This window comes from Streptomyces sp. NPDC014991 (assembly GCF_043080665.1).
Taxonomy (GTDB): domain Bacteria; phylum Actinomycetota; class Actinomycetes; order Streptomycetales; family Streptomycetaceae; genus Streptomyces.
In genome coordinates this window covers 42,797-57,925 of the sequence record NZ_JBIBVY010000026.1, presented here as the reverse complement: position 1 = coordinate 57,925, position 15,129 = coordinate 42,797, and the positions used below count along the sequence as shown (strand labels likewise).

The window sequence follows — 15,129 nt, the reverse complement described above, 5'->3', positions numbered from 1 at the left end:
TCACGTGGAGACGGTGGGGGTGGGCGGGGTCCACCGGTGGGTGCGGGGCACCATGCCGTCGACGCCGTAGTCCTTCCGCAGGTGTTCGGGGATGGCGTAGTGCATGACGCGTCCGCGGGTGAGGGAGGACAACTCGAGGATCGTGGTCAGGTGGCCGAGCCGGTCCAGGGCCCAGGCACCGAGGGGTGAGCGGTCCTCGATGGTCTCCAGCACGCCCAGCAACCGGGGAACGGCCTTGACCAGGACGTCCCAGCGGGTACGGGGCACCCGCAGCCAGTCGGCGCAGGTGTCGCCGACGAGATGGCGGATGAGCGCGGAGACGATCGGGTCGAAGAAGGTACCGGGCACGACCTCCTCGTAGAGGTCGATGAGCTGCCGGGTCAGCTGCGCGCCCTCCTCGGAGGGGCCCATGTGCCGGATCATGTACAGGTCGAGGAAGGCCCGCGCGTCCTCGAGGGTCTTCGGTACGGCGTCCTGGTCGACGCCGAGCATCGCGCCGACCACCCGCCACGCGTAGTAGTAGGCCTCCGCGCCCTCGCTGGTCATGTGGACACCGAGGCGGTGCAGACTGTCGAGGACCAGCAGCGAGAAGAACAGCTGCCCCCCGATCAGGTCCTCCTGGCAGATCGGCGTGCCCCACGCCCGCGTGTCCCAGCGGTGCTCGCGCTCCAGGTGGTGGCGGATGGAGGCGTGCAGCAGCCGGACCTTCTGGGCGGCCGGGATGAACCGGCTGCCGGCCTCGAAGGCGTCGGGCTGCATCAGGTAGACGGTGAACTGGCCGGTCTCGGCCATCCGCTTGGAGGGGTACTGCAAGGAGTGGGTCGCCGAGAGCAGCCGCGCCACGTTGGGCACGACGTAGCAGGCGGGCATGGAGGCGAAGGACAGGGCCGTGGAGATGTGCACGTTGTTGTCGATGAAGAACAGCCGTGCCTTCTCCATCTCCTCCCAGTCCACCCAGGCCGGCGGGATGCCGGTGGCCGCGAGGTACTCCCGGGCGACCTCGGGCAGCCCGTCCGGCAGCGGGGCGCCGGCGGTGGAGACGTAGCGCATCAGCGTGTTGAACGTGCCGACCTCTCCGCGGGCGAAGAGCGTGGCCACGGTGGCGTCGGCGAGTTCGTCGCCGGTCCGGCGCAGAGCGTCCAGCGACGCCTCGGTGTAGGTCATGACAGGGCTCCTTGGGTGCCGGCCGTCGGGCGGCCGGTCAGTACGGGCGGACCGTGGCCGATCGCGCCAGGGCGCGCAGGGTGTCCTCCGCGGGCGTGGGCAGGCGCAGTCCGTCCAGCGCGGCGAGGGACTCGTCGACGCGTTCGGTGATCATGGCCTCGACGCGGTCCGGGGCCTTGAGCCGGCCCATCAGCTCCCGTACCGCGCGCAGGCCGTCCCCGTCCGGATCCGGGTGCCCCAGCAGCGCACGCAACCGCTCCCGCTCGGCCGGGCCGGCCAGCCGCCAGGTCTCCGCGAGCAACGCGGTGGGGCGGTGGCCGCGTACGTCGTCCGCGCCCGCCTTGCCGGTGACGCGCTCGTCGCCGAACAGCCCCAGCAGATCGTCCCGCAGCTGGAAGGCCTCGCCCAGGGGCACACCGTAGGAGGAGTAGCCCCCGCACAGCCTGTCCCCGGCCCCGGCCAGGACACCACCGATCAGCAGGGGCTGCTCGACGGTGTACTTGGCCGTCTTGTAGCGGATCACCTTCAGCGAGGCAGGCAGGTCCGGGACACCCGCCGTCTGCAGGATCTCCAGGCACTCGCCCGCGATCAGCTCCCGGGCCAGCGTCCCCCACAGCGGGCGGGCCCGGGCGAGGTAGGCGGCGGGCAGACCACTGGTCGCGAACAACTGCCCCGCCAGTGACATCAGCAGGTCGCCCACCAGCATCCCCAGCGCCTGTGCCGCCTGTGCGGCCCCGGGCCGGTGGGCCACGGCGGACCGCAGCGCGAGATGGACGGTGGGCCGGCCGTGCCGCAACGGGCTGTCGTCGATCAGGTCGTCGTGGACGACCGCCGCGGCGTGCACCAGTTCCATGGAGGCCGCGGCCCGCACCATGGCGGCGCTGTCCGGCTGACCCGCCGCCCGCCAGCCCCAGTAGCAGAACGCGGCTCGCAGCCGCTTGCCCTGTGCCACCGCTGCCTCCAGCTGCCCGGCGACCGGATCCAGCGCCGGGTCGATGGCCGCCAGCTGGTCGGCCTCCGCGCTCACGAAACCGCGCAGCACCTCGTCGACGCGGGCTCTGAACGCGGGCCCGTCCCAGCGGTCAGACGCCATCGCCGGCCCGACGGGCCACTACGTGCCGGGCGAGTACCTCCAGATGCGCCGGCGGCACCACGGCGTACCGGTCCAGGGCGAGCCGTCCGCGTGCTACCAGATCCTGCTCGGCCTGCGCCGCCAGGTGCGCCGTGTCCGAACGGCGCAACAGCCCGCGCACCGCTCCCGCGGCCGACATCAGAGTGCTCACCGCCAGGTCCGCGAGCCCCGCCACGAGCAGCACCGCCTGCTCGTCCAGACCCTCCCGGCGTCCGGCATCCCCAGCCACGTCCTCTCCCCTCGCCCGACCACGGGACGCCGCCGGTTCGCGCGCCACCGCCGCCAGCGTCGCCCACGCGGCCGGCGGGAGACCCGCGGAACTCACCAACGAGTGATCACTCCGCACACCCGTACGCGTCCGGTCTGTCGGCCCGTCGTCTCCCGGACCGCCGGCGGGAGCGGCCCGCACATGGCCCGGCTGCCGGTACCGGCCGCGCGCGGGTGCGGCCGTCCGGTCAGGGCGGGCACGGGCGGCCGGAGTGCGGACCGGCCGGCAGCAGCCGTGTTCGGCCGCCGTGTCCGGGCGGGAATGTCCGGGCGGCCGGCCCCGTTGACACCCATGTGACTGACATGCACGGACCAAGGAAGTGATCCGGTCGACAACGTGGTGTCGGTCCGCGAAAGGAGGGTCCCATGGCACGCAGCACCGTGCGTCCCGTCGTCCGGCTGACGTCGGCGGCCGGAACGGGCGTCACCTATGTGACGCGCAAGAACCGACTCAACGACCCCGACCGGCTGGTCCTGCGCAAGTACGACCCGGTGGCCGGGCGGCACGTCCTCTTCCGTGAGGCGCGCTGACCCGGACCCGCGTCGGCCCCAGGACCGCTGAGAGGAAGGACAACCCCATGAGGCCCGCGATTCATCCCGTGTCCCGCCCGGTCGTCTTCCGCGACCGTGCCGCGGACGTGGCGTTCCTGACCCGTTCCACCGCCGGCTCCGACCGGACGGTCGAGTGGGAGGACGGCGTCACCTACCCGGTGATCGACGTCGAGATCTCCTCGGCGAGCCACCCGTTCTACACCGGCACGTCCCGCGTGCTGGACACCGAGGGCCGCGTCGAGCGCTTCCAGCGCCGCTACGGCCGTACCGCGCCGGCCCACAGCTGAACAGCCGGCTCTCGTGACGAAGGGAGAGGACGCGGATGAAGGTGCGTAAGTCCCTGCGCGCGCTGAAGTCCCGGCCCGGCGCCCAGGTGGTGCGCCGGCGGGGAGTGACCTACGTGCTCAACAAGAAGGAACCCCGCTTCAAGGCCCGCCAGGGCTGAGCGGGCGACCGCACACACCGACGGGCCCGGTCCCTCAGGGCGAATGCCAGGGGACCGGGCCCGCCCGTGTCCCGGCGCACCCTCGGACACCTGCCACCGCATCCCGGGCGGATCCCGCAGCTCACCGATCCGCATCAGGCGGGCGGGACGAGACAGGCCACGGTCAGCAAGCCCGCGGCGAGGGCGACGGCCCCGGTCCATGTGCCGGGTCAGTCCCGTTGCCCGGGAGAGACCGATCCACCGCCGTCAGCAGCGAGGAGCGGGCCGGCCCTCCCGTCGCCGCAGTGTTCCGCCGAGCGGCATGCCGCCCCGCGCCCGCTGCCCCGACGACGCGGCCCGCGTCGCGGTCCTGGCCCCCTGCACCCTGGTGACGCCTACGTGCTCGCGATACTCGGGCATCGGCCGCCCGGCCTCCGCACCGGCCCTCGGCGCGGGCGCCGGGGTCAGGCCGGGCGGGGCGGCGGGGAGGGCGCCGCGCGGTCGGCGGTGGTCTGGCGGATCAGATGGTCGACCACGTCGGAGAGGCTGTGCCGACCGCGGTAGGCCATGCGTTGGCGGTCGGCACCGTTGCCCGCGGTGCCGAGGCGTGCCCACGCCGCCCGGACCATGCGGCGCTCCGCGGGAGCGAGGACCGGCAGGGCGGTGTGCCAGAGCCGGCCGAGATGCACGGCGGCGGGCTCCAGCCGGCCGGTCCGCTGGTCGACGGCCTGGCCCCGGATGCCGTCACGGGCGGCCCGCCAGTACGCGGCCCGCAGTAACTCGGGCTGCGGGCGTGGGGCGGGCCGCCCGTCCCGTACGGCCGCCAGGGCGGCGCCGGCCAGGCCCTTCACGGCCGCGGCGAGGAGCAGTGTGTCGTCGACCGTGGGCGCGGCGTCGGCGACGCGGATCTCCAGGGTGGGCACGTGATGGGAGGGACGGATGTCCCAGTAGAGCCCCCCGCGGTCGAGGAGCGTCCCGCCGGCGATGAGCCGGCCGACGAGGTCCTCGAAGTGGGCGACGGACTCGAAGTACGGCGGGGCCCCGGCCACCGGCCACCGCCCCCAGGTCAGCGTGCGCCAGCTGTCGTAGCCGGTGTCCTGCGCGTCCCAGTACGGCGAGTTCGCGCTCAGCGCGATCAACGCCGGCAGCCAGGGCCGCAGATGGTTGCCCACCTCGAGCGCGGTGGCCAGGTCGGGGATGCCGACGTGGACGTGGCATGCGCAGACGCTCTGCTCGTGGTCCAGGGCGCGGAAGGTCGCCAGGCTCTGGGCGTAACGGGCCCCGGCGGTCAGCGGTGGGGGACTGTGCCGGCCCAGGACCGGTGTGCCGCTGGAGATGACGCGCAGCCCGAGGCGGGCGGCGGCGTCCGCCACGGCCTGGCGCGTCCCGCTCAACTCGGCGGCCAGGCCGGCCAGGCTGTCGTGCGGATCGGTGCGCACCTCGACCTGGAACCGGGTGAGTTCGGTGCTGACCCGGTCGCCGAGCCGTTCCGCGGCCTGCGCCACGACCTTGTCCGCCCGCGTGCTCAGCTCCCGGGACACCGGATCCACCAGCAGGTACTCCTCCTCCACACCGACCGTGAGCGCGGGCGCGCCGCCCGAGCTCGGTGACGTGCCGCTGCCGCTCGCCGGCGAGGGCCGCGCGCCGGTGGATGTCCACGTCTCGCTCTCCATGGCCATCAGTGTGACCCCCGCGGCCACGATGACGGTGCGCGCAAGTCGGCCAAGCGGCCGGCACCACCTGGGCCCTCTCGTTCGGATCATGCCGGGCTCGCGGGCCCTGGCACCGCGCCTCGCCGCGTTGTCGTCGGTTGCCATGGCTCCGCCATGGCGCCCTCCTGGTGCCTTGCGATGCACGGCACCAGGACCCGCTGCCTGATCCGGCCTGATCCGAACGAAAGACCCTAGTTCGATCCCGCGAACGAAACGGTCGCCTGATCCATGCCGGCCCGCCTACGGGCCTTCGCCGCTGTCACGGTCCGACCCGGCACAAGCACCCGTCACCGGCGTCACCGCTCCCGCCGGCCGCCCGACTGACGACGCGCCTTCCTCAGCAGGGCGTGACCGCTCGAAATCCGGTCGCGGACGGGGACACGGTCCGGCACACTCCGGGTGTGGACCGACTGACGGAGATCGCCGATCGGCTGGCCGACGTCAGGGGTGTCGTCGCGGTGGCCCTCGGCGGCAGCCGGGCGAAGGGGACGTCCCACCCCGACTCCGACCACGACCTCGGCCTGTACTACCGCCCGCCCCTGGACACCGACGCCCTGCGGCTCCTCGCGACCGAACTGACCGGCACGTCGGTCGACGTGACAGAGCCCGGCGGCTGGGGGCCGTGGGTGGACGGCGGGGCCTGGCTCACCGTGGACGGCCACCGCGTCGACTGGATCTACCGTGACCTGGACCGGGTGCGCCGGATCTGGGCGGAGTGCGAGGACGGACGCTTCGAGGTGGGCGCTCAGCCCGGCCATCCGCTGGGGGTGTACTCCCACACGTACGTCGGCGAGGTGGCCGTCGGGCGCATCCTCGCCGACCCCGGCGGTGAGCTTCGGGCCCTGAAGGAGCGGGCACGCCGTTACCCGGAACCGCTGCGCGAAGCACTCATCGCCAACGCGCGGTGGGAGACCCCGTTCATCCTGGCGGCCGCCCGCAAGGGAGCGGCACGCGGTGACACCTTCTACGTCGCCGGCTGCCTCTTCCGCGCGGTGGGTCTCCTCGTGCACGCCCTGCACGCTCACGCGCGCTCCTGGGTGCTCAACGAGAAGGGCGCGGTCCGGGCCGCGGGAGACCTCCCCGCCGCTGTCCCCGGTTTCGCCGCGCGGGCTCACGGGCTGTTCGCCGCGCTCGGCGCCACCCCGGACACCCTCCGCACCGCGCTGGACGCGGCGGACGAACTGGCCGCCGAGGTCTGCGGGCGGCTCACCTCCTGACGGCAGTCAGGTCTCCGGACCGTCTGCGCCCGAGCCTCCCCCTGCCTGAGCCCAGCCTGCCCGGGCCCTCCGCGCCTCGGGCCCCCACTCCGCGCCTCGGGCCCCTCCGTGCCCGGCCCTCGGACCCCACCCGCCGCGTCAGCCGGCCCCTTGCCCCCCGGGGCCCCGGCGAACACGCCAGGGCTCCCGGCCGACGGGGACGTCGGTCGCCGGCGCGCGGAGGTCACTTGGTCGCGCCCTGGGCGAAGCCGTTGTAGATGTAGCGCTGGAGGAAGAGGAAGACGAGGAGGGTCGGGAGGATCACCAGGATCGTGCCGGCGGAGATGTCCTCCCAGTGCGCGCCGAACGGCCCCTTGAAGCGGAACAGCGCGGTGGAGATGGTGCCCAGGTCCTCGGACGGCATGTAGAGGAACGGTATGTAGAAGTCGTTGTAGACGGTGATGCCCTTGATGATGACGACCGTGGCGATCGCCGGTTTGAGCAGGGGCAGGATGATCTTCCAGTAGATGGTGAACGTGTTCGCCCCGTCCAGGCGCGCGGCCTCGTCGAGGGAGACCGGGATGCCCCGGACGAACTGGAGGAAGATGTAGATCGAGACGATGTCCGTCCCCATGTACAGCAGGATCGGCGCCCAGATGCTGTTGAACAGCCCGAAGCTGTTGACCACCTGGAAGGTCGCCACCTGTGTGGTGACACCGGGCACCAGGGTGGCGACCAGGAACAGCCCCATGATCGACTTCTTCGCCCGGAAGTCGAAGCGGTCGATGGCGTACGCGGTCATCGAGCCGATGATCACCGTGCCGGTGATGGAGAACAGCAGGATGAAGGTGGTGTTGGCGAAGGCGGACAGCATCTTGCCGTCGCTGAACGCCGTCGCGTAGTTGTCGAAGTTCAGCCAGTCGCCCGGCAGCGACAGCGCACCGCCGTCCGAGACCTCCTCGGAGGTCTTGAGGGAGGTGAGGAAGACGACGACGAGCGGGATCAGCACGACCAGGGAGGCGACGGCCAGCGACAGGTAGGTCAGTGCGGGTGCGATCCGGCGGCGGGCCGGCAGGGGCGTGGTCATACGAGGTCCACCTTCTCGTCGGGCACGAGGCGGCGCTGGATCCAGGTGATCAGCAGGATGATCAGAAGCAGGACGACGGCGGCCGCCGAGGCCAGGCCGGTCTTGTTGAACTGGAAGGCGAGTTTGACCGTCTGGATGACGAACGTCGTCGTGCCGGTCGCGCCGCCGGTCATGATGTACGGGATCTCGAACACGGACAGGGAGCCGGAGACCGCCAGGATGACGCTGAGGCTGACCACCGGCCGGATGCCCGGGGCGATGATGTGCCGGAACTGCTGCCGGCGCGTGGCCCCGTCCAGCTGGGCCGCCTCGTACAGCTCGCCGGGGATCGACTGGATCGCGCCGAGGAACAGTACGAAGTTCAGCCCGGTGAAGCGCCAGACGGACACTCCCGCCAGGGAGGTGTTCGCCGACGAGGGGTCGCCGAGCCAGGCGTGCCCGGAGCCGGCGCCGAACCACGACAGCACCGAGTCGAGCGTGCCGCCGTCCTGGAAGAAGTACAGGAAGACGAAGCCGATGGCCACGCCGTTGATCAGGTAGGGGAAGAACAGGATCCCCTTGAACAGGTTGCGGAACCGCAGGTCGAAGCTGAGCACGGTCGCGAAGTACAGGGCGATCACGGTCTGCACGGCCGACGCGGCCAGGTAGTAGAAGCTGACGAGGAACACCCGGAACAGCTCGGGTCGGGTGAATATCCGCTCGTAGTTGCCGACACCGGTGAAACGGCGGTCGGGGCTGACGCCGTCCCAGTCGGTGAAGCTGTAGTAGATCATGTTGCCCACGGGCACGTAGGTGAACGTGACCAGCAGGACGAGGGGAACGGCCAGGAAGAACCAGGGGGTGAGCCGGCGCAGGACGCGCACCCCCCGGCGGCCCCCGTCCGCGGCGGGCGTCCGGCGGGGCGGCGGGGCGGTGCCCGGCACCTTCGCGGGCGCCGTGCGGGTCGTCTCGGTCATGTCGGGCCTTTCGTCTTCGCGGGTGGGCGACGGGCGGTGGCCCCGTCCGGCGCGGACGGGGCCGGAACCGGCGTCGGGCGGGCCGGAGGCACCGGCGCCGCTCAGGAACCGGCGGTGCGGGCCGCCTCGTTCCACCGCTTGTCGAGGTCCGCGAGGTAGTCGTCGAGACTGCCGTGCTGCGCGCCGCGGGCGAGGTCGACCAGCTTCTGGCGGTAGTCCGGCTTGTTCAGGCCGATCTCGGCCGCGTTGTCGATCGTGTTGACCTCTCCGGTCCTCGCCTCGGAACGCTCCAGAAAGGTGACATCGTTGTCAGTGAAGTCCTTCAGGGTGCCGGGCATGGGAGCGGACTTCAGGGCCGGCACGGCGCCCTCCTTCGCCGAGTAGCCCGACTTCTCGGTGAACCAGTCGATCCAGGCCCGGGCGGCGGCCTTGTGCGCGGAGTGGATGTTGACCGCCTGCTGGTAGTCGCTGGCGAGGACGGCGCAGTACTTGCCGCCCTTCTGCACGGGGAAGGGCATGAAGCCGATGTCGCCGGGGTCGGCGCCGGCCTTCTTCGCCGCGTCCCGCATCTGCGTCACGGCCCACGAGCCGAGCTGCATGGTGGCGACCTCGCCCTGGGCGATCAGACCTTTGGACGCCTCCCAGTTGGTCGTGCTGGGGTCCTTCTCCGTCAGGCCGCCCTTGACGATGTCGTACAGCAGGGAATCGATCGTGTTCAGTTCACCGCCCCGCTTCCACGGGGAGACGGCGCCGGCGAGCTTGTCGGTGGCCTTGGCGTCGCAGGTGACGGAGCCGACGTTGTTGGTCCAGGCGGTCAGCGGCCAGCCGTCCTTGAAGTTGGTGTAGTACGGCAGGGCGTCCGTCTTCGCCTTGACGGCCTTCAGGTCGGTGAGGAACTCGTGCGGGGTGGCCGGCCACCTGGTGATGCCGGCCTCCTTCCAGACGGCCTTGTTGTAGAGGAAGCCGTTGGCCGTGCCGAACTGGGCGATGCCGTAGACCTTGCCCCCGACCTCGCTCTTGTCGCTGAACCGGTACTTGGCGCCCAGTTCACCTGCGGGACCCAGAGGGGCGAAGAACTTCGGGTAGTCGTTCTTGGCCACGGCGGCCGGGATCATGAGGACGTCGCCGTAGTCCTCGGTGTTCATCCGGATCCTGACCTCGCCCTCGTAGTCGGTGAGGGCCTCGAACTTCACCTTGACCTTGGGATAGGTCTTGTTGAACTCGCCGGCGTACCTGGCCATCGTGCCGTTCTGGACGAGGTCGGTGCGGGCCGTCAGTACCTTGATCGTGCCCGACGCGTCGGCCGGGTCGGCAGGTGCCTTCGCAATCTCCGTGGAGGCTGTGCCCCCGCCCCCGCAACCCGCGACGGTCAGTATCGCGGTCACCAGAAGCGCCTCGGTGAGTGCCTTCCTCTTCCTCATGTGCCCAGCTCCTTCAGGATTGCGGCTCAGCTCTGCGAGTGGGATGTCGGCACTATGTCAGCCCTTGGTTAACCGGTAAAGCTGAAATTTCGAGCACGATGCGTAATTGTTACCGTCCAGTGGATCGTGACCCCTGCGACGTGGCACTCTCACAGGCAAGCCCTCGCAGGGAAGCAGATAGACCGGTTTATGGACAGTGTGCAGATCAGCGCGTTAGGTTGGCCGCCGTTGTCCCTCGAACGGCCTGAGTCAGGCGATTGGAGCCGCACCATGAAGGACGTCACCTCGCTCACCGGGGGCTGGAGCCTGCGCCACGGGGAGGACCTGCTGGAGGCCCGCGTGCCCGGCTGCGTCCACACCGACCTGCTGGCGGCCGGGGCCGTCCCGGATCCCTTCCTAGGCCGCAACGAGGCCGACGTCGCCTGGGTGGGGCGCCGGGCCTGGACCTATGTCCGGCACCTCGGCCACGACACCGCCCACGAGCGCACCGATCTCGTCTTCGAGGGCCTCGACACGGCCGCGTACATCACCCTGGACGGGCGCCCCGTCGGCACGACGCGCAACATGCACCGCGGCTACCGGTTCGACGTCACCGGACGCACCGGTGAGCTGGAGGTCCGCTTCGGCTCCGCCTACGACGAGGCGGCGGCCGTCCGCGCGGTCACGGGGGAGCGGCCCAACGTGTATCCCGAGCCGTCGCAGTACATCCGGAAGATGGCGTGCAACTTCGGCTGGGACTGGGGGCCGACCCTGGTGACCGCGGGCATCTGGCGGCCGGCCCGGCTGGAGCACTGGTCCACCGCGCGCATCGCCCGGGTGCGGCCCCTGGTCGGCGTCGAGGACCGCACCGGCCGCGTCGAGGTGCGGTTGGAACTGGAGCGCACCCCGTGGGGGCGGGGACGCGCACTGCGCGCCGAGGCCGAGGTGGCCGGCGTCCGTACCGAGGTCACCGTCACCGGTGACACGGCGGTGCTGCGGCTCGACGTCCCCGACCCGCGCCTGTGGTGGCCCCGCGGCTACGGCGAACAGCCCCTGTACGACCTCGACATCACCCTCGGTGACGAGTCGGGCCCGCTCGACACATGGCGCCGCCGGATCGGATTCCGCACCGTCGAGCTCGACCGCTCGGCCGACGAACACGGCACCGGCTTCACCCTCGTCGTCAACGGCGTACGGATCTTCGCGCGCGGCGTCAACTGGATCCCCGACGACGCCTTCCCCTCCCGGATCACCCCCGAGCGCTACCGCACCCGCCTCACCCAGGCCGCCGACGCCAACATCGACCTGGTGCGCGTATGGGGCGGCGGCATCTACGAGGACGACGCCTTCTACGACGCCTGCGACGACCTGGGCCTGATGGTCTGGCAGGACTTCCTCTTCGCCTGCTCCGCCTACCCGGAGGAGCAGCCGCTGCGCGGGGAGATCGAGGCCGAGGCCCGCGACAACGTTGTCCGGCTCATGCCACACGCCTCACTGGTGCTGTGGAACGGCAACAACGAGAACCTCTGGGGCTTCCGCGACTGGGACTGGGAGGAACCGCTCGCCGGCGACTCCTGGGGCGAGGGCTACTACCTCGGCCTGCTGCCCCGCATCGTCGCCGAACTCGACCCCACCCGTCCCTACACCGCCGGCAGCCCCTGGTCCGGCTCCTGGGACCACCACCCCAACGACCCGGCCCACGGCACCCACCACTCGTGGGAGGTGTGGAACCGCCAGGACTACGCCGAGTACCGGGCGGACGTGCCCCGCTTCGTCGCGGAGTTCGGCTGGCAGGCGCCCCCCGCGCTGACCACCCTGCGCCGTGCGCTGCCCGGCGAGGAACTGGCCCCCGACTCCCCGGGCATGCTCCACCACCAGAAGGCCGAGGACGGCAACGGCAAGCTGGACCGCGGCGTCGCCCGTCACTTCACGCTGCCCGAGGACGACTTCGACCGGTGGCACTACCTGACCCAGCTCGTCCAGGCCCGCGCCGTCGCCGCGGGCATCGAGCACTGGCGAGCCCACTGGCCGGTGTGCGCGGGAACGATCGTCTGGCAGCTCAACGACTGCTGGCCGGTCACGTCCTGGGCCGCCATCGACGGCGACGGACGCCCCAAGCCGCTCTACCACGAGCTGCGCCGCGTCTACGCCGACCGGCTCCTCACCCTCCAGCCGGACACCGACGGCCTGGTCCTCGCCGCGGTCAACCAGTCCGCCGAACCCTGGCGTACGACGGTGACGCTGCGGCGGGTGGAGGCGGACGGCACCGTGGTCGGCGAGACCCTCCTCGACGTCACCGCGGACCCCCGTTCCGTCGCCCGGACCGCGGTGCCCGGACCGCTCGTACCGGACGAGCGGTCCGCCGAGGAGTTCCTGGTCGCCGACAGCGGAGGGGACGCCGGGAATGGGGGAGGGCTGCGCGCGCTGCACTTCCCCGTTCCCGACAAGGACTTCGCCTACCCCCGGCCGCGCTACGACGTCACGCTGGAGCCCGTGCCCGGCCAGGGAGATAGAGTCGATGTCGTGGTGAGCGCCCGTACTCTCGTCAGAGACCTCCTGCTCCAGCCCGACCGGCTCGGCCCGGCCGCCGTCTGTGACCGCGGCCGGCAGACCCTGCTGCCCGGCGAGCGGACGCGCATCCGGGTCCAGGGCTGCGGCCCCGTCACCGCCGACGCCGTCGAGGCCGCCCTGTTCTGCGTGGACGTGGTGTGAGCGGCTCCGCCCGGCGCGTCACCATCAAGGACGTCGCGGCCCGGGCCGGGGTGTCCAAAGGGGCGGTGTCGCTCGCCTTCAACCACAAGCCCGGCGTCTCCCAGGCCACCCGCGAGCGGATCTTCGCGGCGGCCCAGGAACTGGGCTGGGCTCCCAGTGCCACCGCCCGCAGCCTGTCCAGCCAGCGGGTCGACATCGTCGGGCTGGCCCTGTGCCGGCCCGCCCGGCTGCTCGGCCTGGAACCGTTCTACATGGACTTCATCTCGGGCATCGAGAGCGTCCTGGCGGAACGGTCCTGCTCGCTGCTGCTGCGCCTGGTGCGCGACCTCGACGAGGAGATCGCGGTCTACCGGGAATGGTGGCGCGGCCGGATGATCGCCGGCGCGATCCTCGTGGACTTCCGCGAGGACGACCCACGGGTGCCCTCCCTCCAGGGCCTCGGCCTGCCCGCGGTCGCGGTCGGCCACCCCTCCCTCACGGGCGCCTTCCCGGCGGTGTGGACGGACGACGCGTCCGCGGTCGCCGAGGCGGTCCGCTACCTGGCGGCCCTGGGCCACCGGCGCATCGCGCGCGTCGGCGGCCCGGCCGACCTCGGGCACAGCGCCATCCGGACCCGCGCCTTCGCCGCCACGATCCGGGAACTGGGCCTGGAGGAGGGGCGGCAGATCGCCACCGGCTTCGACGAGAAAGAGGGTGCCCGCGCCACCCGCACCCTGCTGCTCGCCGCCGACCGGCCCACCGCGATCGTCTACGACAACGACATCATGGCGGTCGCGGGGGCGGGCGTCGCGGCGGAGATGGGCTTCACCGTCCCCGACGATCTGTCGCTGCTTGCCTGGGACGACTCCCAGCTGTGCCGGATCACCCACCCGCCGATGACGGCCATGAGCCACGACGTGCACCACTTCGGCGCCGAGGTGGCGCGCGTGCTCTTCGACGTGGTCAACGGCACGCACACCGGCGGCCATCAGGTGCCGACGCCGTCCCTGACCCCGCGCGGCTCCACCGCCCCGGCGCCGGGAACGGACGCGTAGTGATGCGGGAGGGCCGCGTCCGGTGCGGACGCGGCCCTCTGGCGGCCCGGGGGAGCGGTGTCAGCTCTTGACGCAGGTGCTGCCGTTGAGAGTGAAGGCGGCCGGGACGCCGTTGGTGCCGGTGGAGGAGCCGTTGAACCCGAAACTCACGGTGGAGCCGGCCGGGATCGTCTCCGTCCAGGACTCGTTGCTCGCCCGGACCTCGCTGCCCTGCTGGACGGCGTTGGCGTTCCACACCGAGTTCAACTTCTGCCCGCCCGGGAAGGCGAAGGCGAGCTGCCAGCCCTTGACGGCCGTCGTGCCGGTGTTGCGAATGGTGACGTCCACGTCGAACCAGTTGCCCCAGTCGCTGAGGCTGTAGCTGACCGCGCAGCTTCCGGTGGCCGGACCGCCGTCGGTGAAGACGCCGGCTTCCTCGGCGGTCTGCTTGATGCCGTTGGCGCCGGAGAAGATCCGCTGTCCCCAGGTGGTGAGCCGGGAGGCGTCGAACCCGGTGGCCATGTCCAGGTACTCGACGCCACCGCCGTTGCCGCTCCAGGACCAGCCGAGGTAGCCCACACCGAGCTGCTGCGCGGTGGACATGATGGCGTCCTCGTCCGGGTCACCGTCCGAGTGCATGTCGCCGAACTCGCCGACGACTATGGGCAGATGCCGGGAGGTGAACCGCTCCAGGTAGCTCCTGACCTTGTCGGCGGTGTCGAACACGCCGTACATGTGGATCGAGAACAGCGTGTTGCGGTCGGGGTCGGCGGCGAACACCTCCGCGGCGTGGTCGCGCATCGTGAAGGACCAGTCCTGGCCCCAGTTGGGGGCGTCGACCATGAGCGTGTGGCGGAATCCGGCGGCCCGCATGCGGGCCACGGCGTTCGCGGTGTCGGACGTCCACGACGCGTACCCGGTGTTGCCGTAGGGCTCGTTCCCGATGTTCAGGACGACATACTTCTCCTGGCCCTGCACCGCGTCCTTGACGCTGGTCCAGTAGGCGACGGCGCGGGAGAGGGACACGGCTCCCTCCTGCTCGCCGTAGCCGGTGGTGTCGTGTGCCTCCAGGACGCAGACGAGCCGGTTCTCCTTGCACCGCGCGACGACGGACGCGACATCGGCGGTGTCGTTCTTCGTCCAGCGGTCACCGGTGGCGAGCACCACACGCACCGAATTGGCGCCCAGCGCCTTGACGTCCTTCAGGGCCTGCGTCGTTCGGGTGGGATACCAGGCGTGGGCGTGGTTCACACCCCGCAGGACGAAGTCCTTGCCCGTCGCGTCCAGCAGCCGCCCGTCGGTGACGTGGAAGCCCGGCGCGGCCTGCGTGTCCGCCTGCGCGGGGGCCGGCGCGGCCAGTACCGAGGCGGCGAGGGCCAGCAGCGCTCCCGCCGCGGTGGCCAGTGACTTTCTCATGACTGCTCCCAGGATGGTGGCGCGTGCGGCCGGACACGAGGGACGTCTCCGGCGCGCACGGCACTGCCGTTCACTGCATGGCTGTGCGTCCGGCTCGT

The 15,129-nt window shown here is 71.6% G+C and carries 14 protein-coding genes; 6 read left to right on the top strand and 8 right to left on the bottom strand.

The window, feature by feature from the left end; genetic code table 11:
- The 3 genes from ACF1BE_RS30460 to ACF1BE_RS30450 are packed head-to-tail and all read right to left on the bottom strand — an operon-like array spanning position 1 to position 2,525.
- The gene (locus ACF1BE_RS30460; protein WP_392202226.1) at positions 1 to 1,164 is read right to left on the bottom strand and encodes an oxygenase MpaB family protein; all 1,164 of its coding nucleotides are present in this window, start codon (positions 1,162 to 1,164) and stop codon (positions 1 to 3) included.
- A gap of 37 nt (positions 1,165 to 1,201) precedes the next feature.
- Complete coding sequence (locus ACF1BE_RS30455; RefSeq protein WP_392202225.1) at positions 1,202 to 2,257, bottom strand: polyprenyl synthetase family protein; 1,056 nt, start codon at positions 2,255 to 2,257, stop codon at positions 1,202 to 1,204.
- The gene (locus tag ACF1BE_RS30450; RefSeq protein WP_392202224.1) at positions 2,247 to 2,525 is read right to left on the bottom strand and encodes a polyprenyl synthetase; all 279 of its coding nucleotides are present in this window, start codon (positions 2,523 to 2,525) and stop codon (positions 2,247 to 2,249) included. Before ACF1BE_RS30450 ends, ACF1BE_RS30455 begins: the two co-directional genes overlap by 11 nt.
- Positions 2,526 to 2,929: 404 nt before the next feature.
- Between ACF1BE_RS30450 and rpmG the strand changes: the two genes are divergently transcribed.
- From rpmG to ykgO, 3 genes are read left to right on the top strand one after another with little or no spacing between them, the layout of a single operon-like run.
- Entirely contained in the window at positions 2,930 to 3,094 is a 165-nt protein-coding gene (gene rpmG / locus ACF1BE_RS30445; protein WP_121785364.1) for a 50S ribosomal protein L33, read from the top strand.
- 47 nt (positions 3,095 to 3,141) lie between these two features.
- Positions 3,142 to 3,402: a type B 50S ribosomal protein L31 gene (locus ACF1BE_RS30440; RefSeq protein ID WP_392202223.1), complete on the top strand. Its 261-nt coding sequence runs from the start codon at positions 3,142 to 3,144 to the stop codon at positions 3,400 to 3,402.
- 35 nt (positions 3,403 to 3,437) lie between these two features.
- Positions 3,438 to 3,560, top strand: coding sequence for a type B 50S ribosomal protein L36 (gene ykgO / locus ACF1BE_RS30435; RefSeq protein WP_121785362.1), 123 nt, complete (start codon positions 3,438 to 3,440; stop codon positions 3,558 to 3,560).
- A 443-nt stretch (positions 3,561 to 4,003) separates the two neighbouring features.
- Here ykgO and ACF1BE_RS30430 read toward each other — a convergent pair whose 3' ends face one another.
- Complete coding sequence (locus ACF1BE_RS30430) at positions 4,004 to 5,212, bottom strand: glutamate--cysteine ligase (protein ID WP_392202222.1); 1,209 nt, start codon at positions 5,210 to 5,212, stop codon at positions 4,004 to 4,006.
- A 440-nt stretch (positions 5,213 to 5,652) separates the two neighbouring features.
- Here ACF1BE_RS30430 and ACF1BE_RS30425 point away from each other — a divergent pair, with 440 nt between their 5' ends.
- Positions 5,653 to 6,468, top strand: a complete 816-nt coding sequence (locus tag ACF1BE_RS30425) for a nucleotidyltransferase domain-containing protein (RefSeq protein ID WP_392202221.1) — start codon at positions 5,653 to 5,655, stop codon at positions 6,466 to 6,468.
- A gap of 223 nt (positions 6,469 to 6,691) precedes the next feature.
- On the opposite strand, the gene ACF1BE_RS30420 is transcribed toward ACF1BE_RS30425, so the two are convergent.
- The 3 genes from ACF1BE_RS30420 to ACF1BE_RS30410 form a co-directional block, all read right to left on the bottom strand.
- A complete protein-coding gene (locus ACF1BE_RS30420; RefSeq protein ID WP_392202220.1) occupies positions 6,692 to 7,534 on the bottom strand; it encodes a carbohydrate ABC transporter permease in 843 nt (280 codons plus the stop codon).
- On the bottom strand, positions 7,531 to 8,490 hold the full coding sequence (locus ACF1BE_RS30415; protein ID WP_392202219.1) for a carbohydrate ABC transporter permease: 960 nt from the start codon (positions 8,488 to 8,490) through the stop codon (positions 7,531 to 7,533). The genes ACF1BE_RS30420 and ACF1BE_RS30415 overlap by 4 nt, the downstream gene beginning before the upstream one ends.
- A 101-nt stretch (positions 8,491 to 8,591) precedes the next feature.
- Positions 8,592 to 9,911: an ABC transporter substrate-binding protein gene (locus ACF1BE_RS30410; protein ID WP_392202218.1), complete on the bottom strand. Its 1,320-nt coding sequence runs from the start codon at positions 9,909 to 9,911 to the stop codon at positions 8,592 to 8,594.
- A 270-nt stretch (positions 9,912 to 10,181) separates the two neighbouring features.
- Here ACF1BE_RS30410 and ACF1BE_RS30405 point away from each other — a divergent pair, with 270 nt between their 5' ends.
- Both ACF1BE_RS30405 and ACF1BE_RS30400 read left to right on the top strand, forming a co-directional pair.
- Positions 10,182 to 12,602, top strand: a complete 2,421-nt coding sequence (locus tag ACF1BE_RS30405; RefSeq protein WP_392202217.1) for a glycoside hydrolase family 2 protein — start codon at positions 10,182 to 10,184, stop codon at positions 12,600 to 12,602.
- Positions 12,599 to 13,636, top strand: coding sequence for a LacI family DNA-binding transcriptional regulator (locus tag ACF1BE_RS30400; RefSeq protein WP_392202216.1), 1,038 nt, complete (start codon positions 12,599 to 12,601; stop codon positions 13,634 to 13,636). The genes ACF1BE_RS30405 and ACF1BE_RS30400 overlap by 4 nt, the downstream gene beginning before the upstream one ends.
- 60 nt (positions 13,637 to 13,696) lie before the next feature.
- Here ACF1BE_RS30400 and ACF1BE_RS30395 read toward each other — a convergent pair whose 3' ends face one another.
- A complete protein-coding gene (locus ACF1BE_RS30395; RefSeq protein WP_392202215.1) occupies positions 13,697 to 15,031 on the bottom strand; it encodes a cellulase family glycosylhydrolase in 1,335 nt (444 codons plus the stop codon).
- Between the last annotated feature and the right edge of the window lie 98 nt (positions 15,032 to 15,129).